The sequence below is a fragment of the Lutimonas sp. genome (assembly GCF_051011215.1).
In the GTDB taxonomy this organism is placed as follows: domain Bacteria; phylum Bacteroidota; class Bacteroidia; order Flavobacteriales; family Flavobacteriaceae; genus Lutimonas.
In genome coordinates this window covers 1-21,751 of the sequence record NZ_JBPCUJ010000022.1, presented here as the reverse complement: position 1 = coordinate 21,751, position 21,751 = coordinate 1, and the positions used below count along the sequence as shown (strand labels likewise).

Annotated in this window: 16 protein-coding genes; 4 read left to right on the top strand and 12 right to left on the bottom strand. The window is 36.8% G+C overall.

The features are described from left to right. Together ACR2MV_RS02950 and ACR2MV_RS02945 are read left to right on the top strand one after the other, a co-directional pair. Positions 1-491, top strand: a 491-nt coding sequence (locus ACR2MV_RS02950; RefSeq protein ID WP_434020405.1) for an O-methyltransferase, incomplete at its 5' end; no start/stop codon positions are given. 131 nt (positions 492-622) lie between these two features. Then, on the top strand, positions 623-1,225 hold the full coding sequence (locus ACR2MV_RS02945) for a short chain dehydrogenase (protein ID WP_434020404.1): 603 nt from the start codon (positions 623-625) through the stop codon (positions 1,223-1,225). 182 nt (positions 1,226-1,407) lie between these two features. On the opposite strand, the gene ACR2MV_RS02940 is transcribed toward ACR2MV_RS02945, so the two are convergent. The 3 genes from ACR2MV_RS02940 to ACR2MV_RS02930 are packed head-to-tail and all read right to left on the bottom strand — an operon-like array spanning position 1,408 to position 6,923. Next, entirely contained in the window at positions 1,408-3,861 is a 2,454-nt protein-coding gene (locus ACR2MV_RS02940; protein ID WP_434020403.1) for a TonB-dependent receptor plug domain-containing protein, read from the bottom strand. Further along, positions 3,848-4,573, bottom strand: coding sequence for a DNA repair protein RecO (gene recO / locus ACR2MV_RS02935; protein ID WP_434020402.1), 726 nt, complete (start codon positions 4,571-4,573; stop codon positions 3,848-3,850). The genes ACR2MV_RS02940 and recO overlap by 14 nt, the downstream gene beginning before the upstream one ends. A gap of 10 nt (positions 4,574-4,583) precedes the next feature. Beyond that, complete coding sequence (locus ACR2MV_RS02930) at positions 4,584-6,923, bottom strand: hypothetical protein (RefSeq protein WP_434020401.1); 2,340 nt, start codon at positions 6,921-6,923, stop codon at positions 4,584-4,586. 95 nt (positions 6,924-7,018) lie between these two features. Between ACR2MV_RS02930 and ACR2MV_RS02925 the strand changes: the two genes are divergently transcribed. Beyond that, positions 7,019-7,402, top strand: coding sequence for a hypothetical protein (locus ACR2MV_RS02925; protein WP_434020400.1), 384 nt, complete (start codon positions 7,019-7,021; stop codon positions 7,400-7,402). A gap of 3 nt (positions 7,403-7,405) precedes the next feature. Here the strand turns inward: ACR2MV_RS02925 and ACR2MV_RS02920 are convergent, their stop codons facing one another. The 6 genes from ACR2MV_RS02920 to ACR2MV_RS02895 all read right to left on the bottom strand — a co-directional run bounded on the left by ACR2MV_RS02920 (position 7,406) and on the right by ACR2MV_RS02895 (position 17,915). Then, complete coding sequence (locus ACR2MV_RS02920; RefSeq protein ID WP_434020399.1) at positions 7,406-10,309, bottom strand: OmpA family protein; 2,904 nt, start codon at positions 10,307-10,309, stop codon at positions 7,406-7,408. Between the two features lie 238 nt (positions 10,310-10,547). Then, positions 10,548-11,135 carry an OmpH family outer membrane protein gene (locus tag ACR2MV_RS02915; RefSeq protein WP_434020398.1) on the bottom strand — a complete coding sequence of 196 codons (588 nt, stop codon included), beginning with the start codon at positions 11,133-11,135 and terminating at the stop codon, positions 10,548-10,550. A 236-nt stretch (positions 11,136-11,371) separates the two neighbouring features. Beyond that, complete coding sequence (locus ACR2MV_RS02910; RefSeq protein ID WP_434020397.1) at positions 11,372-12,265, bottom strand: class I SAM-dependent methyltransferase; 894 nt, start codon at positions 12,263-12,265, stop codon at positions 11,372-11,374. 35 nt (positions 12,266-12,300) lie between these two features. Continuing rightward, positions 12,301-14,169 (bottom strand): tRNA uridine-5-carboxymethylaminomethyl(34) synthesis enzyme MnmG, encoded by a 1,869-nt coding sequence (gene mnmG / locus ACR2MV_RS02905; protein ID WP_434020406.1) that lies wholly within the window; start codon positions 14,167-14,169, stop codon positions 12,301-12,303. Positions 14,170-14,207: 38 nt separating this feature from the next. Further along, a complete protein-coding gene (gene ybeY, locus ACR2MV_RS02900) occupies positions 14,208-14,621 on the bottom strand; it encodes an rRNA maturation RNase YbeY (RefSeq protein ID WP_434020396.1) in 414 nt (137 codons plus the stop codon). A 6-nt stretch (positions 14,622-14,627) separates the two neighbouring features. Next, a complete protein-coding gene (locus ACR2MV_RS02895) occupies positions 14,628-17,915 on the bottom strand; it encodes a DUF4175 family protein (RefSeq protein WP_434020395.1) in 3,288 nt (1,095 codons plus the stop codon). Positions 17,916-18,043: 128 nt separating this feature from the next. On the opposite strand from ACR2MV_RS02895, the gene ACR2MV_RS02890 reads away from it, so the two are divergent. Continuing rightward, positions 18,044-18,172: a hypothetical protein gene (locus ACR2MV_RS02890; protein WP_434020394.1), complete on the top strand. Its 129-nt coding sequence runs from the start codon at positions 18,044-18,046 to the stop codon at positions 18,170-18,172. On the opposite strand, the gene ACR2MV_RS02885 is transcribed toward ACR2MV_RS02890, so the two are convergent. From ACR2MV_RS02885 to ACR2MV_RS02875, 3 genes are all read right to left on the bottom strand, one after another. Continuing rightward, on the bottom strand, positions 18,169-19,614 hold the full coding sequence (locus ACR2MV_RS02885) for a hypothetical protein (protein ID WP_434020393.1): 1,446 nt from the start codon (positions 19,612-19,614) through the stop codon (positions 18,169-18,171). The two genes, ACR2MV_RS02890 and ACR2MV_RS02885, sit on opposite strands and share 4 nt — an antisense overlap. Before the next feature lie 12 nt (positions 19,615-19,626). Beyond that, complete coding sequence (locus ACR2MV_RS02880) at positions 19,627-20,772, bottom strand: BamA/TamA family outer membrane protein (RefSeq protein WP_434020392.1); 1,146 nt, start codon at positions 20,770-20,772, stop codon at positions 19,627-19,629. A gap of 61 nt (positions 20,773-20,833) precedes the next feature. Beyond that, on the bottom strand, positions 20,834-21,616 hold the full coding sequence (locus tag ACR2MV_RS02875) for a hypothetical protein (protein WP_434020391.1): 783 nt from the start codon (positions 21,614-21,616) through the stop codon (positions 20,834-20,836). Between the last annotated feature and the right edge of the window lie 135 nt (positions 21,617-21,751).

Genomic DNA, 21,751 nt, shown 5'->3' with positions numbered 1-21,751 from the left:
TATATATTGGTTCTTTATTAAAAACGTTGATTGCTTCCAAACCTAATTCCAATCTGCTGGAACTAGGAACCGGGATTGGTTTGACCTTGTCCTGGATGATTGAAGCAATGACAGAAAATTCCAAATTATTCTCCGTGGATAACGATCCTGAACTTATTCAGATAGCCGACAGTTTTTTTGGTAAAGACAGAAGGGTTTCATTGGTTTGCGATGATGGCAGTCAGTGGATAAAAGACTATAAAGGAGATAAATTCGACCTCATCTTTGCGGATGCCTGGCCCGGAAAATATAGCGACCTGGAAGAAACACTCGATTTATTGAAAACAGGGGGATTCTATGTCATTGACGATATGCTTCCTCAACCCAATTGGCCTGATGGACATCAGGAACTGGCATCTGATCTGATCCATATACTTGAAAACAGAGATGATCTTCAGCTCACTAAGATCAATTGGTCAACCGGAATCATTATCGCTTCAAAAATTGGTTAAGGCATTGGAGCTTTGGTTTTTTATCAGAAATTCAGGGTCTCAAAGACCCAGGTTTTTTATCTTTAATCAATAAAGAATGTGGCTGGTTTTAAAGATCAACCTCAGTAACCCCTTAAAATTCTCGATGTCTTATGAAGATATTAATCATTGGCGGCAATGGAACCATTGGAAAAAAGGTTTCTTCTCATTTTTCAGAAAATCACGAAGTACTGATCGCTGGCAGAAGTGCTGGTGATTATATCGTTGATCTTACAGATATTGAATCCATTCGAAAACTTTTAGCTGCAATTCCATCGTTGGATTCGATTATTTGCATCGCAGGAGAGGCGAAGTGGGATGACTTTAAAGATCTCTCAGAAGAAGATTATTATATTGGGATCAAGAGTAAATTAATGGGACAGGTAAATCTGGTTCGTGTAGGACAAGATTATTTAAAATCCAAAGGTTCCATCACCCTGTCAACCGGAATACTGGCCGACGATCCAGTTGTTAAAACAACCAGTGCAGCCATGGTGAATGGTGCTTTGCACAGTTTTGTGAAAGCGGTGGCTCTTGAAATAGAAAACGAATTAAGAGTAAATGTAGTATCACTAGGAGTTGTTGAAGACGCCTATAAGAAATACAAACATTTTTTCCCGGGACACAATCCAATTTCAATGAAAAAAGCAGTCAATGCCTATGTTCGAAGTGTAGAAGGCAAGGGAAATGGAGAAATTATCCGCATATATGAATAAGTGTTTGAGTCCTGGTTTTAAATCTCCCGACATGAGATCGATAACTGTGAATCATCCTGATTCTGGGGCCGAGTGGAGACAATTTGATTTCGATTTTATCACAGCATAAAGTGTCAGACACTTCCGTAAGAAAACAATATCCAACTGATAACATGGGAGGAAATCAAGAGCTTTCTTTACAGCTAAAAGGTTCCAATTACTGTAAATGAAAAATTTCGTCCGGGAGCACTTATGGCCGAGGCAAACTCCTTGTAATGGTGGTCCATAATATTGTCCACATTAATCAGGAGGTCCACATATCTGGAGGTCTTGATTCGCATGAAATAATTTAAAGTGTACCAGGTTGGGCTGCCATAATAAGCATCATCTTCAAGTATATAGGGCGTTTGTTCAATATTATCAATTCCTTCTGAAATATTGTAATCGTCCGCTTTTTTTCGACCATTGTACATCATGTTAACCCCTGTTTCTATTCTGTTTCGAACATAGCTAAACTCTAAATTCCCAAATAGCGGAGGAATCGATGAAAGAGGCTCTTTTGTATCATATGCCATCCCTTGTGTATAGGTCAGAGAGGCTCTGGCTGTCCAGGTGTTTGTCAATTGACCCTTAAAGGTCATCGTTGCTCCTGCTATATAGGCAGAACCTTTATTAACATTGGCAACAACATTGGCTAATTCTCCATCATAAATTATTTCTGTTTCTCCATTGAGTTCAAAAGGTGCTCTTACAATGTAATTGTCCAATAAGGTATAGTAAGAAGTAATTCCAAGATAGGATTTCTTTTGATCAAAATATTTGAGAATTCCAGCTTCAAAATTATACGCGAATTCCGGTTCAAGGTCTACATTGGGAACAGTAACGTCTCCATTCTTCTCTCTAACCTTGCCAATATCATCTATATTTGGTGATCGAAATCCTGAAGATAAAACACCATTGATCTGCCAGTTCAGATTGGGTTTGTATGCATACCCGGCGGTTAAAGTAACGGAGGTATTCATAGTTTGAATATCAGGGTCGGGCAAGGTAATATACGTTGTATCGACCCATTTAGCGGTCAGGGCAGTATTTGTTAACCTTAAGCCCGTATTCAAGGTGGACTTTTTACCAATATCTTGTCTGTAACTGGCATAAATAGCAGAGCTTAAATAACTACTCCCTCCATCAGGATAACGTGTTTGAACCACATAATTATCCTTAACGCCAATGATATCATTTCCTTGTACATCTAAAACATCTCCTTTTGACGTAGAGTTCACATCATTGTAGGCAACTTCAAAACCATAACTAAAGTTTCGATTCACTACAGGGTCAAAGTTCTTGGTGAAATCGCCGTTCAAACTAAATACCTGTACTTTTTCAAATCTTGACGACCTGTCAAAACTATCAAATTTCCGTTGAATTCTTGATTCTTTGATATTTTGATAAGCGGCAACAAAACTTCCTTTATCCAACCATTTTTTATCCGCCTTCAGGTTAAATTGTGTCGAAAACAGCAAACGATCCTGTGGCCCGTAATACCATTCTGCAAAACGCAGTTTATTATCTTTATATTCGGTTAGTTTATCAAATCTATTAATCCTGGACGAAGTGCTGTACTGCAGGTTAAACATCAGATCATTTCCCTTTTCAAGGGGAATAAACAGTTTTTGAAGTATATCGGTTTGCTGATAACCAACATTGCGTTGAACTGTAGGATCTTCATTGGGTATGGGTTCTGGGTTATAATAAGAGTCCGTATTGTCAGAATATTCAATTTGAAGACCCCAGTTATCGAAACCATGAGGCCTGTATTTACCCATGCGTAAATCTCCAAAGCTACTATGAGAAATGCTTGTAAATGACGCTATCTTTTCAAATTGTAATTCAACCCCGGCATTCACCGTTTTCTCATCATTTACTGTGCTATAGCGCCCCAAAAACTCCAGATTCACATTATTGCGTTCTGAAACCTCCGGCCGTCGTGTATAATAATGAATGACCCCACCCAACGCATCTGAACCATAGACCACGGAAGAAGGCCCAAAAATTACCTCTGTCTTGTCAAGAATACTCGGGGCCACCGTAATAGCGTTTTGCAAATGTCCTTTTCTATAAATAGCATTGTTCATTCGAACTCCGTCGACTACAAGTAAAATTCTGTTTGCTTCCATACCGCGCAGTACCGGACTCCCTCCACCAAACTGTGTTTTTTGAACCTTTACCCCAGGAATATTTGCCAGCATGTCTGCGGAAGTTTGGGGTACCGCATTTTGAATATCCTTATTTGAAAATACGGCAATTTCTTCTGCAATCCTGGTTCGTTCCACATCCTCCATCGCCGCGGATAGAAACACCTCGTTTAACAATTCAGATTTATACTGTAAAAAAATCGTGGTAAATTCTCGCTTGATCTGCTTTTTGAGCAGTTCCAATTCCACATAGCTCACATGACGAATGGTCAGCAACTCAAAATCTCCAAATTTACTTATATCTACAATTCCGTTGCTGTCAGAAACCACAGAAATACTTCTGTCTTCATTGGTAACCTGAACATTGGAAATTGGGAATTCAGAATCCTTGTCCACTATGACACATTTTTGCGCATATGAAAAATGTCCTATTAGGACAATTATAACAAGGTTAAGAAATTTCATTAAAGACTTCTTTTAGTACTTTTAGTGATCGGGGTTTTCTAAACCCTGGCAAATGAAGTTCATAATATTCCAACAGAATATCCAACACTGTTTGTCGACTTTCAGAATTCCATTTCAATCCTAGCATATCATCAAATTTTATGCCGATTAAGGATTTGAAAAGAATTAATTTTTCATCCTTAATGAAACTTCTAAAAGGCTGTAAAACAGTAAAGTTTCCTTCTTCAAGGTCAAAGAAACCAGCATTCATCGAAGCTGTATCCGGGTAAAACCCTAAATACTTGGTCAATTCAAGCATAAAAACCAGGTGAAAATCAGCAAAGGAGTCATTTAAATCGAGCCATTTTAACGCCGTTTCTATATATTCAAATTGCAAATAGTTCTCTTCCTCTTCTTTTAATGCATAGGCCAGTACCTCAGCCAAAAACAAAGCGATAGACTGCTTGTATATATTTGTGGCCAGGCTTTGGTATAAATAATGAACCCTGGCTTCTGCAATCTTATTCAAATTGCCCTGTTTGTTATGAAAGGCCGCAATTTCAAGTTGACTTAGCGGCTGAAAATATCCTATTTTAAGTTTTTTGCTTTTCGATCTAAAAATGCTTCGCAACAAATAGGACTTGACACCTACTTCCGTAAGACACTTTACAATCAGGTCTGCCTCCCCATATTTTAAAGAAGTTAATACAATTGCTTTCGTCTTAATCTGCATGTACCTGTTGCTAATTGATAATCGCTATTTTTGTTGAAGCTGTTTCAGACTTATCCGGGCTGGTTAAAAGAACGATATAAACACCTGAAGCAACTTTTCTTCCTCTTAAATTGGTTTTGTTCCATACAACCTTGCCTCCTCTTATTTCCTGACCAATATCTACGTTGGTTTCATGAACCAGGCGCCCTGCTATGTCCAAAATTTTCACATTGGTTCCCTTGGGTAAATGACTTCCGTTTCTGCCATCAATGGTGACAAACTCATGCTCTTTCTTTGCAGGATTTGGAAAAGCATATACCTCTTCCAGGGATTCGCCAAAAGGAGCAACCTCGCTGTTAAATGCTACGATCCCTTTATCTGTTGCGAAAAAGACCTTGCCATTGCTGTCGTCTATTTTAATTTTAAGAACACTGTTAGAAGGCAATGGGGAATTATCCTTATTAAAATTATACAGTGTTTCACTCCCGGTGGAATTAGTCCCTAAGGCCCCACCCGTATCAGTACCAAACCATTTATTTTCAGCCCCGTCAATTCCAATGGTGTTTACAGGTTGCTCTCCCAATAGTCTTTTGGGAACACCATTGTCATCAATAATTACAGGTTCTGCATCATATATATCCGACTCAAATAAACTTCCTGCTCCTGAATAAACCACAAGCCCCTTTTGTGTTCCGATCCATACCCTGTTATTTCTGTCTACTGCAAGGGTTTTAGCATGTAAATCCGGTAAGGAACCTTTCGTTGACTCAGTAGTTAAAGCTTTTTTACGATCCCCTGATTCACTGTATACCAAAACACCATTTCTTCTCGATCCCATCCAAACACCTCCAGATTTATCAATTGCCAATTCTGACAAACCAAGTGCAATAGAATTCGTGATCAAGGAACTTAAATCAAATTCTTTCCATGTACCGTTGGTCTCTAACTTTTTTAAGCGATTGGGCACCCAGGAATTTGAAATCCAGAAATTACCCCTATTGTCAAAAGCGGCCCCATTTATTCTAATACTTGAATTGGGATCACCATCCGGATAGAGATCTTCTAAACCACTATTGCTATCATCCCATAATACGGTCGGACGATCATTTTCTACGACCAGAATGCCACTTCCCCAAGAACTTAAATATGCCTTATTTTCACCTGAGGGGTCTAAGGTCACATGAACTAGGTCCTGGGCTGGAAAGTTCGAGTCATATGCACTATTTATCCAGGCTGAAGATTCCGTTGCTGAGCCATTATAATGTGAATATCCCAGTCTTTTCCCCAAAGGAGTATATGAAAGATTATAGCCACCATAGACCACCCATAAATTATTATTGGCTGCTTCAATAGAAAAGACCTTATTCGAGCTGGGACCTTCTGGATGAACTTCAAGGTATTCCAGATCAGAAAAAGATCTGGTCAGTACACCAAAGCTTTTGGTTGCCAAATAAACCCTGTTATTACTGGCATAAGCATTATTGAGCTCAAATTTATAGTTTGATGATTCTTTTGCCTCATGAACCAATCCTAAATTGCCGTCCAAAACAACAGCAGAAGAGCCTAATGTTACGGTCAAAAACTGTCTGGAAGAGCGCAGTTTTAAGATGGTACTCGCAAAGCTTCTTCTTTGAATCAAATTGTCGACACCTGCCAATTCATATAATGAATTTGATCTCGACGTGTATATAGTATCTGATAAGAGCGCAATAGACAGAAAGTTTCCTAAAAGAGCTCCTTCCGGCTGCAGCCAATTATTATAGTCCACCAAGTTGGGATCATTGATATCTGCCGAGTAAATACCTTTTTGAGTAACGGCATAAATGGTCTCATTGTAGATGGCAATTTCATTTACAAATACCGGGCTTGAATTTTCATCGATATACAAAGTGTCACCAAAATTCAGATTCATAATATCGTATTCAACAATCCCGAAGGGGGTCGATAAATAAAGTATTCCATTGTACTCCGTTATATGGTTAATTTGCTTTTGACCTGTAATATCCAGACGTTCAATATCATTGGCCACCGTAATATTTCCATTTTCATCGATCACTTCGATAAGACCTGTTTGATATCCTATAATAAATCGCTTACTTGTTTCGCTATAGTAAAGACTTGTCGTTTCTTTTCCTGAAAGTCCATGAACGGAAGAAATCTTTTCCATATATCCTGTTTCGGTATTCTGAATAAAAGCGGCATTATCGGCAATAGCATAAAGCCTATTGTCAATCTTTATAAAATCCTTGACATTGTTATAAGAAAAAAAGTCTTCCCACGAACTACTAAAATCAGTCTGTGAAAATAGAGGCCTGGAAACAAAAAGGAGTAGCAGGATCAATAAAATGTCTTTCTTAGCAAAAAGAAACATACAGTATATTTTGCTCAAAGATATTTAATTCCAATAGAAAAGATACCGATAATACGTCTATTCCATTTATTTTTGACTGGAAAAACAATTTGCCCATGCAAGAGCATCTAGCAGTTTTATTAATCAGTAGTTACCTGAGTTTAAGTTTTATGTATTCTGTGATTGAAAAAGTCTCTCAATGGAATAATACAAAAAACTACTATATCGATCATTTTAAAAGTTCGTTTCTCAAAAATCAGATACCGGCTGCCCTTCTATTGGTCGTAATTATGGAATGCATAAGTGTTGGAATATGTCTTGCCGGGATGTATCATCTTTTAGAAAATAACAATACGCAAGCAATTCTATGGGGGCTTGTCTCAATAGCAATCACCTTAATCGTGCTGATGACCGGACAAAGAATAGCCCAGGATTACTCCGGGGCTATGAATATTACGGTGTATTTTATTCTCACCGTGATCGGTATTTATGTGCTTTAATTCTTATAATGAATTCTGTAAGTTCAATTTAGTCACTGCCATCAATTCTCCTTCCAGAAAAACTTTCACAGGATAAACTCCTTTTTCAAACCCTTGACCTTTTCTCTGAATAAACATGGTTACGTCCACATCATGATTGTTATAATTGATAATCGCGTGATCAGTATACTTGGATTCTTTTTCTGTGTTTTTCAAGGTGAAAATGCCTTTTGCTTCTTCAACTTTTCCCTCTGGGTTTTGCAATACTAAATGAGCTTCTTTTCTTCCGGAATCAACCCTTTGATTACTTACAAGTTTAAAGGTTACTTTAATTAAATCTGTTTTGCTCGCGTTATTGGTCTTCTGATACTTTCCGTTTCCACTCATTTTCATGGCGGTTATTTCAACATTATCGACACTTAGGTTTTCTTCCATTTCAACCACCTTTGGTGCAGGTTTTTCAGCTTGAGCAACAGCAGCAGTAGGCTGGCTACCTGGTGCTCTTTGCGCTATTCGCTCACTTCTGCTAATCGAACCACGGGATGCTGTGTTTCTACTATTTCCAACCATTAATGCTCTATACTTCTTTTTATAGTGAAGAACATTGTTTTTATATTCAATAATATTGGACCACCCTGTTTCTTCCATTACCTCAGCATCTGCAATAATTTCAGAAATTTTAGTTTTATGAACTTCCAGAGAGTCTGCCAGTTTTGGATAATTAGGAATTGCATCGGCATACTTTTGCTCGAGCTCCGATAACTGGTCAATCATTTTGACCTTTTCGGTTCCTATATAATTTAATACTTTATTACTTTCCGGGTTCGTAGCAACAATTGTTGAATTATAATTAATAACTACGGCTTCTTTAATTTCATCCTTATTTTCTTTTTCTGTCGAGGCTACAACTACAGCCTCCTCTTCAATTTTCCCACTTTTGTTTTCTGATACTTCTGATTTATTTTCTGCAATTTTTTCTTCTTTTTTAATGATCGGTTTTTCTTCAACAGTTTCTGTAACGGCAACTGTTTTTACTTCAGGCGCTGCTTCAACAACCATTGCTGACGGGGCCATTTTTAAACTGGTCTTTTTTATTTCAACACTGCTAATCTGGTGATCCGTGGCGGCAACCTTAAGGCTCCCCTTTTTAGCACTTTCTATTGGAGTTGATGCTTGCATTTGAACAGGTGCTCTTTGAACGGCCACTGCTTTTTTCGGCAAAGGCTTTATTTCCTGTACGTCAATTGTTGCATTCGTTTTAGAAGCCTTAAGCTGTTGAGGTCTTCCTGCAACTGCTACAGCTGATTTTTTAAGTTTCACAGCTGTCTTCGTTTTCGCTGGCGAAGAACTCTTTTTATTTCCTACGCCAGGAACGTTTAAGAAATTAAATTCTGTTCGTCTGTTCATTTGATGAGATTCTTCTCTACACTCAACACCATTTACACACTGGTTGATCAACTTATCTTCACCATATCCTTTTGATTTGATTCTGCTGGCATCAATTCCTTTTGATTTCAAGTATTCAACGGCTGCCTTCGCTCTTCTTTTAGAAAGTGCAATATTATAGGCATCTGTTCCACGTGAATCAGTGTAAGAAGAAGCTTGAATAACTAAATTATCATTCTCTAACATGACTTCAGCGATCTTATCCATCTCTTTTGCTGCTTCTTCAGTAATCTGAGCATCATCGTAATCGTAATAAATTGGAGACATTCTTTCAGCAACTGGCTGTTTCTTCTCAATTTTACTCAAATTCATATTTGTATGAAGGGCAGAATGGTAATTCTCTTCAAGAATTTCAATTCGTTTTTTATCGTCTAAGTAATCTGGGTTAGATGCCACCAATTCATATTCTTTAGCACAAGAAACAGTAAACTGGTAGGTACCATCACTATAGGTTGATACTGATTCAATCAAACTTCCATCGATAGAATATAAATCTACAGTGGCTCCAGATAATGCCTCATAAGAAGATTTATCTCTCACTTTTCCGTCAACTGTAATAAAACACTTTCCAGGTCTTACATCTTCTTCTAAGGTAAATGAATACAAATCGTTAAATCCATCTCCCTGCAGACGGTTAGAAGTAAAATATCCCTGGTTATTGTCCTTATTCACTAGGTAAGCGAAGTCATCATTGATACTATTAATAGGTGAAGCTAATTTGTAAAGTTCCGAAGTAGCATCATCATACACCTCTACGGCAAACACATCTAGTTTTCCCATTCCCTCATGTCCGTCTGAAGAAAAATACAAGATGTTATCTTCTGTTATAAATGGTGTTGTTTCGTTACCATCCGTATTAACGAAAGAGCCTAAATTTCTGGGCTGGCTGTAGTCTCCTCCTTTTAATACATCAACAACGAAAATATCAGATTTCCCTTTAGAAGGTAGTCTGTCAGACACAAAATACAATTTGCTATCATCAGCGCTGAGCACAGGATAGCCAGTTGAAAATTTCTTTTTATTAAAAGGAACCTTCTTCGCATTTTTCCAACTTCCATCGGCTGCAACATCCGCTTTATAAATAATCAACCTTTGATTCTTGGCTAATTTTTGTTTCTTTAATTTCTTCTTGTATTTATTTCTGCTGAAATAAACAGTCTTTCCATCTTTCGTATAAGTGACACCTGTTTGATTAACTCTTTTGTTAATACTCGAGGTAACTCTTTTCACATTTTTGATTTCTCCATCAAAACTAATATCACCTTTATAAAGATCTTTTCTTGGATTATAATTTTTTCTTGCTGTAGTAACTTTGTGATCCGCAGATGTAAAAATCAATTTATTCTCATCCAATATAGCCACTCCATAATCAGAATTGGTTTTATTAACTTCAAGAAATTTGATTTGATACTTAGCAGTCGACTGAGCAGTAACCTGCAAAAAACTAGCTAGAAAAAAAACTAATATGAATCCCCTTTTCATAATGTGTACGTTATAATTGTTTGTAATTCAAATATTTAGTTGCAAATTCTAAACTGTTTCTATTTTATTTAAATTTCAAAACAGGCGCGTTTTCAAAATTAGCAACTTATCAACAGTGTGTTAATAACGTAGAAATGTGGAGAAAATTATATCTATGGATAAAATATCTTACTAAAAATAAGTACAAACAAAAAAGGCCCGCAATGATGCGGGCCCTTGTATTAAATGCAACTAAAACTTAATTCACCGGAGTTGTTTCTGGTGTTGCTTCAGGAGCTGTTAAGTTTTCTTCTGTTAATTCCGTAGCAGGAGCTTCAGGTTCATAATCACTGTTTAAAGCTTCAATGACTGCATCTGTAATATCTAAAGATTCCTCACCGTAAAGAACGGTCTTGGTCTGTACAGACGATCCAAGGATATACGTATACCCTTTTGACTGACCGTAATCAGCTAAAAAAGATTCAATCTCCTTGTTGATCTTTTCATACATAGCTTGTCCTTCAGCCTGAACCTGTTGCTGAGCCATTTGCTGTTGCTGCTGAAACTGCTGTTGCTGTTGCATTAATTCAGTCTCTTGCTTTTGACGAGCTGAAGCAGATAGGTTGTCTTTATTCTGCTGATACTCCTGAATCTTTTGTTGCAAAGGCAAGGCCATTTGATCCAATTGTTGAGATATCTGCTGTGATTTAACCTTCATTTCCTCTTCTGCCTGAACTGCTCCTTCATACTCTTTTAATATTTCTTCGAGGTCAACATAGGCTATCTTCACCTGAGTACAAGATGACATTAACATCATCAAAGAAAATACTATTGCTAATTTTTTCATTATAATTAATTTTGATTTAGTGTGGCAAAAGTAAAATAATGATTTGATTAACAAACAAAAACTTTGACTTATTCAAAGGCAGGTAAGCTAATAAGCTAAATTTATAAAGATTCGTAAACAATAAGAATGCTTTATAATTTTGACCTTCTAAAATAGGCTTTAAATTCATTATCGCCAATTAACCTATTGACCATTACCTAAATCATGTTAAAAGCCCTTAAAAACCCTTAAAATGATTATTTGCTCTTTTTTATGATGTAGATGAGTGAAGAATATTGACCTGAACGCTTCGCTTTGATATTTGAGCGTAGACCCGTTTTAAATGCCTTGATCAAATTAGATGTTCCCGTTTTATATTTTTCGGATAACATACTTACATAAAAAGAATCAAAAATTAAAGGAAGGGTTTCAGCAACATGAAATCCTTTTGCCCCAAAAATATGTTGTATCGACTCCTGGCTAAAATGCCATAAATGTCTGGGCACGTCATAAGCTGCCCAAAACTGTTTATAATGATCCGCATCATAGCTTTTATAATTGGGAACGGCAACAATCAAACATCCATCTTCGGTCAATAACTGATGCAAGCTATCCACATACTGGGTCAAGTTAGGGACATGCTCCAGCACATGGAACATGGTGATGACGTCGTATTTATTCTGTTTCTTTTCCAGTATAGCTTCCAGACTTTCTTCTAAACATTCCGTAGTTGCTATTTTTTCACTGGCCAGGGCTCTTGCCTTTTCACTCGGTTCAACGCCATCAATCTTCCATCCGTCATTCTCACAAGCGGCCAACAAATCTCCTGTACCACAACCAATATCTAACAAATGCCCCTTCGTAACTGCCAGCTTATTGATCATCTTTAGCTTCTTCTTGATTGAATAGCCTTTGATCATTTGATATACCTTATCCATCAAAGACCTGCTCGAATCTGTATGAGAAATATAGTCTTCGCTTTCATAATAAGATGAAAGGTTTTCCAACGAAGGTCTGGGAGATGTTACCAGCAATCCAGTGGTGTTGTCTTTTACCAAACTAAACGTTTCACGTGAAACAGTATAATCTTTACAGTCTAAAAAAGGACTTAAATCCTTTTTGCTCACCAAAGGATCTTGACTTTTGATCATTAAATCATTCATATTCAAAACGAGTAAGAAATTATCTATCGACCCATATAAACTAAAAGCACAGAAACATCACTTGGTGACACGCCCGAAATTCTGCTTGCCTGAGAGATGGTAGCCGGCTGGATTTTCGCCAACTTTTCTCTTGCTTCATATGAGATTGATTTTATTTTTTCGTAGTTAAAATTGTTCGGGATTTTAATATTCTCCAAGCGTTGTAGTTTATCCGCTGAGTTCTTTTCCTTCTCAATATATCCACTGTATTTTACGTGAATTTCTGTTTGTTCTATCACTTCATCATCAATGCCATGTTCTTGAATGAACTCCTTTACTTTTGGAAATCGCTTTACATCATTAAAATCAAGCTGCGGCCTGGACGCAATTTTAAACATCTTCATTGACTGACTAACGGCGGCAGAATCCTTTTCATTAAGAATAGGATTTACATCATCCGGCTTGATGCTGGTCTCTTTCAAAAACTTAATAAACAAATCCGTTTTTTCCTGTTTCTCAAGCACTCTGTTCAAACGTTCTTTTGAGGCCAATCCTATTGCATATGACCTAGGTGTCAATCTCAAATCAGCATTGTCCTGTCTTAACAATGTTCGGTATTCAGCTCTTGAAGTAAACATACGGTATGGCTCATCCGTCCCCTTGGTAATTAAATCATCTATCAAAACTCCTATATATGCCTCATCCCTCTTAAGAATAAAAGGAGCTTCATCCTTTATTTTCAAGGCAGCATTTATACCAGCCATCAACCCTTGGGCAGCTGCCTCTTCATAACCTGTTGTTCCATTTATCTGACCCGCAAAATACAGGTTCTTTATCAGCTTTGTTTCTAAAGTGTGCTGTAACTGAGTAGGCGGGAAATAGTCATACTCAATGGCATATCCAAACCTTAAAAATTTCACATTTTCAAAACCTGCCACTTTCTTTAAAGCTTTATATTGGACATCGTGTGGCAAAGAAGTTGAAAATCCATTTACATAAATCTCTGTAGTTTGCCAACCCTCGGGCTCCACAAAAAGCTGATGCCTGTCCTTGCTTGCAAACCGATCTATCTTATCTTCTATAGAAGGACAGTAGCGCGGACCTATTCCTTTAATACGACCTGTGTACATCGGTGAATTTTCAAAACCTTCTCTCAACAATTCATGTACCTCCGGAGAAGTATATGACATATAACAGGACCTTTGTTCCTTTAAATTCTCAGTATTCGTATATGAAAATTTAGATGTTATTCCATCTCCAGGCTGTTCAATCATCTTTGAAAAATCCAAAGACCTTGCATCCACTCTTGGAGGCGTACCCGTCTTCATTCTTCCTGATTCAAATCCCTTCGAAACTAAATCTTCTGTAATTCCAGTTGACGACCCTTCACCAGCCCTACCTCCTCCAAAGGTTTTCTCACCAATATGAATTCGTCCATTTAAAAAAGTTCCCGCAGTTACAATAACAGTCCTCCCAAAAATTTCTAAACCTAATTGAGTTTTTACACCTATAATTTTATCCTCATCAAATAACAAACCGTTTACCGAGTCCTGAAACATATCCAGATTTTCTGTCTGCTCTAACCTGTTTCTCCATTCTTCTGCAAACCTCATCCTGTCACTTTGAGCTCTTGGGCTCCACATTGCAGGACCCTTCGATTTGTTTAACATTTTAAATTGAATAGCGGTAAGATCAGTCACCACTCCGCTGTAACCACCAAGCGCATCTATTTCCCGTACAATCTGACCTTTTGCAATACCACCCATCGCCGGATTACAGCTCATTTGAGCAATGTTCTGAAGACTCATAGTAATCAATAGGGTATGACAACCTAAATTTGCCGCAGCTGCCGCTGCTTCAGATCCGGCATGACCACCTCCCACCACAATCACATCATATTTCGATTCAAACATATTCATATCTCATTGTTTCACGTGAAACATTCTTCTTATTAAAAAGTGCGCAAAGATAGGTAATAATCTTCTTTCTCCCTCATCAGCTTTTTTTCATCCTCCATTTTATCCTTGTAGCCACAATAATGGAGCACACCATGTATCATCACACGGTGTAATTCATCCCTAAAATCTTGTTGCAACTCCTTTGCGTTTTCTCGAACTCTTTCATACGAGATATAAATATCTCCAAAGACAATATTACCAAGGGTATAATCAAAACTAATTATATCTGTTAAAGTGCTGTGATTCAGTGAGTTAATGTTTAAATCCAGCAAATAAGAATCATCACAAAAAATATAGTTCAGTTCTCCTAATTCCCTCTTCTCCTGATCAAGTGTAAAGCCAACCCATTCCGAAATATTTTTTTGTTCCTCAAGAACGAAATCCCCGATGCTCGTATATTCAATCATAGTCTATCAACTTTCTTGTTCAAAATACTCTTTAACTCTTTTTTTATATTCTGGTGATAATTCAAGTCGTTTCCTTTTTAGAAATTCGCTTTCATTCCTCAAATCATTTTGAATTTTCAACTCCTCAATTTGCCGCTGCTCAAAATCATTCACATTGGTTTCCGATTCCCTCTTTTTATCTTTATTTCTCTCCATATTGGCATTTTCCAACTCTAACAACTCATGCTCCAATTCCTGCATCCGTTCCAAGGTCTCTTTAGTGATTCCTTTCTCCAATAAAATCTTTTCCAATTCTTCCATTTGCTGCAGCGCTGCCTTGCCTTTTTGCCCTCCTGCTCCTTCTTTATCCATAAGTTTCTGTAATTCATCCTTGAGCATCTTTTGTTCCTGATACATCTGAAACTGTTCGCTACTCATTGCTTCTTTCCCTTTCTTACCTTGCCCCTTTTGACTGTCCATACCGTCTTTCATTTTCTTCATCATTCCCTGCTGTTCTTTTATAACGTCCGGCAGGCTCATTTCACCTTCTTTCCCTTTGCCCTTTCCTGAGCCTGGTTTCTGATTCTGCATGCTCTGAAGCATATCACTAAGCAAATCTGCCAAATCATTTGCAGCAGTCATCGTATACTGCTGATTACTCATCCCTTGCTGAATTCTATTTTCAGCTATATTCTCTAATGACTTATCCAAATTATAATGGGCAGCACTTAAATCTTCTTGTATTTTAGAACTCAATTTCACCATTCTCAACGACAGCGTATAAAGACTGTCATCAATATGTTCAAAATTCTCTTTCAACTTAATCTGCTCTTTTAGTTTATCAGGAAAGTCGGCATTTCTGGAACTAACAGATTCAAAAGACAGCATCAAATCTTCCTGATCCAAAGAAAAACGCAACAGGTTTTTCAAAATTTGCTGCAAATCTTTAATATTCTCTTCCATACCCTGCATTTCCATCTCCATCAAACCTGATTCCATTTTCTTGCTCAACTCTTCCATCCTTTTAGATGCAGCACGTTGCTTCTCTTTCGCCTTCTCCTGTGCGTTTTTACTTTGCTGCTCATCCTTATTCTCACTGTCCTCCAAACTTTTCTCAGCGTCCTTCATGTCCATGTCGATCAATTTCTCGTCAGGTTTACTTTCGAATATGTCCATAGGCTGTTTCAATGCATCATTTTGTTCTCTTAACTCATTAAAATCCTTTTTTATAGAATCAAACTTTCTATTCAATTTATCTTGCTCTTCAGATGAATTGTTCTCTTCTGTACTCAAATCCAATTGTTCCTCTGACAATTCCTTCAGCTTCTCCATGATCTGAGCAGATTTTTTCTCCACATAAAACTGTTTGGTCAATTCCAAAATCCGTTCTAAAGATCTTTTTTCCTGCTTGCTTTGTTCTTTTAGTTTATCTATTTTTTCCAATAGATCTTCCTTTTGAAGTTTTTCTGCCAAGGCTTCCAGTTCTTTGATCAATTCTTCTTTTTCCTTGTATTCACTTAACTCATCCCAACGCTCCTTCAATGCTTCCTTTTTTTCTTTTAAAGCCGGATCATCTTCTTCATCCATTTCATCCAAATTCTCCTTCATATTTTCCGAATTTTGATCCATCATTTCCTGATACTGCTTTTGCCTTTTAATAAAATCCTCCAGTTGTTTTTTATCATTCCAATCAGCATTCTCCTTATTTTTCAGTTTTTTTGAAAACGCATCCATTTCCTTCTCCAGATCCTCACTCGATTCTTTGACTTTTTCAATATCCTCTATGCCTTCTTTTTGTTCTTTTAAAATTTCAAACGCTTCCTCTTGCTCTGTTTTGTTCCGATAACTGAAGGTTCGTGAAACCGTTCTTTTCGGTCCCCTTATCGCATCATTATCAAATACCTCAAAGTATACTTCATAATTATGTCCCTCTTCTAAAAGAATACCCTCAGGGAATACATAAAAAAACTCTTCAAAATCACTTCGGTCAACAGAAATTTTACCAATACTTTGTTTGCCATTGAATTTATCTTTTGCAACAACCTGAAGCCGGGAAATACCATAGTCATCTGTTAATTGCCCTAAAAACTGAACCGGGCCCCTCTTAATCGAATCCATATCAGACTGCACTGCAATTTTTGGATATTCATCCTTAACAACTTCTATCTGGTATCTTAAAACTTCATAATCTTTAATCTCAGCATTCGATGATTTAATTTCATACGATAAGTTATTTCTAATACTCTTAGTCAATAAAAACTGGCTGTCTTTACCCTTCATTCTGGTGCTTTTATTTCCTTCAATCTTGGTTTTTTCATTCACCGAAATAAAATCTACAAACTCAGTGTTTTCAGCATCAACAATCCAGGTTACGTCAGTACCCACTGGAATAACCGCATTTCCGGTATTTCCTATAGTATCTATTTCTTTTTTCAAATAAGCCGGATATTCAAGTTTCATTCTGAAATTGGTGATCTTAGGTGCTTCAACTACTTTTAAGGTATATTCTTTTGACCTGATAGAATTCCCCTCAATCACAAAGCTGATATCATTCTGAGGTAATTTAAAATCAAAACTATAAACACCGTCCTGGCCTTGATTTATATAATGGTTTTGACCCTCATAAATGATCTTTATATTCTCCGGAACAACGTCACCTTCTGTCGTAAATTTTAAGGTAAAACCTTGCTCCTGAATCGTTTCCAGCTTTTCATTTAATATCTTGAAATAAAAGGGCGCAGGTGCGGCAAAAGCTGTTTGATGATGCACTACCCGGTTCAAACTTGCACTAAAGGTGGAATTATTGCCGGTAATCCAAATTAAAAACCAAATAAACAGCGGAAACAACATATATTTTAAATACACATAATTCCGTTTGAAAACAATGGCCTTACGAAACCGAATTGGCTGCAGGTCTTTTGACTTTTGCTCTATACTGGCCTCAAGAAGCTCATTTTTTTCTTTACTTGATTTTAGCTGAATAATATTGAGAAGTTTATCATCGACCTCTTGAAAGTGAGTTCCAATAATTCTCGATGCCTCAATGTCTGTAATTCCCTTTCTAATTCCAATGAGCTTAAAAAGAGGAATAAGAATAAACCTTAATAATAATAAAAACTCTATGGCAATAAAAAGCCAGAAAAGTATGGTCCTTGCTAAAGGTTCTAACCACAAAAAATACTCTACAAACAAGGTTATAAAAAAATACAAAAGACCAAAAAACACAAAGAAAATGGCACCTTTTATAATCTCATTGGTATAGTACTTCCTGACGAAGTTTTTTAATTTCTCGTGTATGTGTTGATAATGCTCCAAAATTAATTTCTAAAATTACAATTAATCTTTAACTTGTATTTTAGTTAAGTGTTAAAATAAAAAATGAATACTCAAACTGAATTCATTGAAAATCCCGCTCTAAAAATAGCTGTCTTTATTATTGAATAATGGCTGTTATTATATCTCATCAGCAGACAATAGCGACAAAAGAATTGACCAGATTCAGAAATTTGGTCCATGAAAATATTGATGAAAACTTTCCTAATGCTGAAATTGAAATCGTATTTGGAAATTAATTCTCTTCCTTTTCAATATTTAAGTTAATACCAATTGTGAAACTAAAATTGTGGTATTGTGTTGAAGTAGTATTCTCGACATCCCCCCTCAAATAATTAGCCTGAGTGGCCGAAGTCATACTTGCAAATTGAAGATCATTTTCAGAACTTCCGTTGGCATAGTCCAACCCTAACGTAAGGTCCAATCTTTTATTTGACATTTTGATCCCGGTCGTGACATGATAGAGGTCCCAATAGGTAAAGTTCGGCACAAAATCCTCATACCGACTCAATGCCTCATCATCAAAGAAATTCATATCGGTCCTGAAACTTCCTAGTACACTAATCCATTCCTTGATCTCATATCTCGCAGATAATCCAAAATTTGTAACGCTTTTATTCGCCATTAAAGGAAACGCATACTTTTCATCCGGAACTGAAGGAAAGTCAGGAGATTCACCTCTATCATTTGATTTAATCATTTCATATGGATCAATTTTGGCAAACCATTCCATAGAAAAATCCATAATGAGACGACCAAAATCATAGGCTGCACCCAGGCTAGCCGAGAAGGGAGTTTTATAAACACCGCTATATTTATTATGAGAATCGGCCGTCCTGATTATGGTATTTTCATCAGGAAAATATCCTGTCTGTGTTTTACTGGCATAGTTGTTTAAAAGTCCTAAACTCAAAGATGGGGTCGTCAATACAACTCCAATCTTTAATTTATCCAAATCTATATCTATGGCAGGCTTAAAAATAAACCCCATGACACGCGCATTAAATTTTTGTTCTTCATCATTAGACGTTAAGGATGAAAATTGACCTGATTCATTGTCTAACTCATCCTTGGGGAAAGCGCTGGCCGCATAGCTGCTCAAATAATCCTGCGATCGAATAAAAAAATAAGTTCCGAGACCCAAACCAATTCTCTCTGTAATTTTATAAGCAACTGAACCAATCACCCAACTTTCTCTTACCCGATTATTATAACTTAATTGACCCTGAAAAATGTCTTCTCGTGTTTCCGGGCTTAAATAATTTCCCAACTGTTCATGTTCAAGATTAAAACTCAAATTAGAATTATATCTGGTCATGGCTCCTACCACATACGTCAATCTAGGGTTCTTTTTTGATCGCTTCAAATAGGCCACCATCGATGGTGATATATCTGCTGTAAAATAATCAAGGTTCACCATATCACCTCCGGCATTCTTAATATTTAAAACATCCACAGAAATAACATCTGCCTGTCCTTCAAAATATTCGCCATCAATAAAAGCCAAGGCTCCAGGGTTATAATATGCTGCAGCAACATTTCGAATTCCCCCGACATCAATCCCTCCTTTTAATGAAGAAATAGCTCCAAAATTATGAAACCAATAATGGTTTTCCTGTCCTGTAATTTGAACAGAAACCAGGATTAAAACTATAACAAAACACCTCTTAATTTCGATCATAATATATATCCGCTAACGCGCCCAGTTACTACCAATTGTTATATTCCAGGCCCATATTTCAGGACCTCTGGCAATATCTACTCCGGCATGTAAGCCATATTGTTTAGCCAGAAAATACCGAAAGCCTGTTCCACCTGCCACCTTCACATCTTCAAACATATCCCCATAATCTTTTAAGGCCTCTCCTGCACCAACAAAACCTACCATACTCCAACGCTTTAAAAAATTCCAACGCCATTCTGTTTCAACTGTATATACATTATTGTTCTGATAACGCAATGCAGGAATACCTCTCAATGAAATAAATGGAAGTTCATAAAAAGGAACGTCCCCCCATTTAGAGGCTACTTGAAACCGATAACCCGAGAAAACCTTTTCACTAACAGGTGAATAAAAATACGTTCTTGAATCTAAATTTCCATAATTATTGTCTCCGCCAAGAGCCTCATTATAAGCTCCGACCTCGAGTACTGTTTTAATCCCTTTATTGGGAGTCAACGAATTATCGCGAGCATCATACATAATCACTGCATTCATTCCTGCTGTATTGGTATCAAATTCAAGTTCTTCTAATTCTGGAATATCAATACCTGTTTTAAAGCCAATTTGATTGTTAAAAAACAAATAATTTAATCCCATAAATAAAGGTATGTCTTTGTTGATCCTGTACAAGAACTCCTGCATAATTAAGAAGCCTTTCATATTAAAATTATATTCTTCATTTAGGTTTTCATAGCCACCTCCATAAAATGTTAGATTTGCCGAGACATATGCTAAAACACCCAAATATCTTATTCTATCATTCAAATAAGAACCTTGGTGACCTCCTCCTAAAAACCATGTACCGTTACTTGTATATGCTCCGGCTGCAAAACTTACTGTCGGTGATAACCCTTTTGGCCCTTCATTTTCAAATGTCTCTCCTTTATGAAAATAAGCCAATGCCAACCCTCCTCCAAAACCAACGGCAGGCTCTGTAATAATAATTGGAACAGGTAAAAAACCTGTATTGGAATTCAAGAATTCGCTCATATCGACGGCACCGTCATCTTTGCTGATGAACATATCCTTAAAGCTTTGAGAATAAGACAATTGCACCACTATAAAAAACAACAGGCTGGCAAATAGAAAACGTCTTCGTGAAAAGTCTTGAATCATTCGAAAAAAATTGGTCTGTCAATGATTTATTGTAAAAATAATCAATCTTTGATACATAAGACTAAAAGAAAATGGTTAATCCAGCACTAACAGTGTGGTTTTCATCTTCAAATTTACCACTGTAAAATCCTGTTATTTGCATTTTTGGATTCAAGGTATAATTAGCAAATACTTCTTGTTCAAAACGATCATTGCGTTCATCATTAAAGTTATTCAATTTAAAAATTGGTGTTAATTGCACAAAGAATTTTTCTGAAAACACAATAGGCGTAATTACCTGAAATGACAAGCCATGAGTAGCCATGTCTGCTTCAGGCAAGGGGTTATCGTAAACAGGCTTACTGGCATATTGATACGACAATATAGGAAAAAACTGTATCCATTCAGCTACCATTAAACCTACCGTTATACCTGGGGAAACGATCCATCTACCAGAACCCAAGCCATCGTCAAAACTTCCTGTTGGAGCAAAAATATCGATTGAGGGTCCAAAGGCACCAAAAACTTTATCGTAATTTTTATAGGGCAACCAAAAGTACCTTGCTCTGAAGTCACTTATGCCAAATTTATCAGTTCTATCATTGTACAACAAAGGTACTTCAGCCAACACCAAATGAGCTTCGGATAAGGCAAGCGTCACTTTTCCCCTATATCCAAAAACATTCTGGTTTTTCTGATTTGAATATTCCAATGTATTGTCAATAAAAGAATAAAAGTTGGTAGGCTTTGATGCGTCTATGCCTTCTTCTGTTTCTTGGTTCAAAGTTGAATCTTCTTCTTGCGCTGCGGCAGTAAAAGTAAGTATCAAAGTGCAGACAAATATCAGTTTTTTTAAAGTTTTCATTTTAGTTCTATTAAGTCGTTCAATTATAACAGTGTAAAAGAGGGTCAAAAACCCTAAAAAAATTTATTGAAATTCAAAAAAAGGAAATATCCATACGATGTTTTCTTTTAAAAATAGAATGAAGCAGGTTAGTGA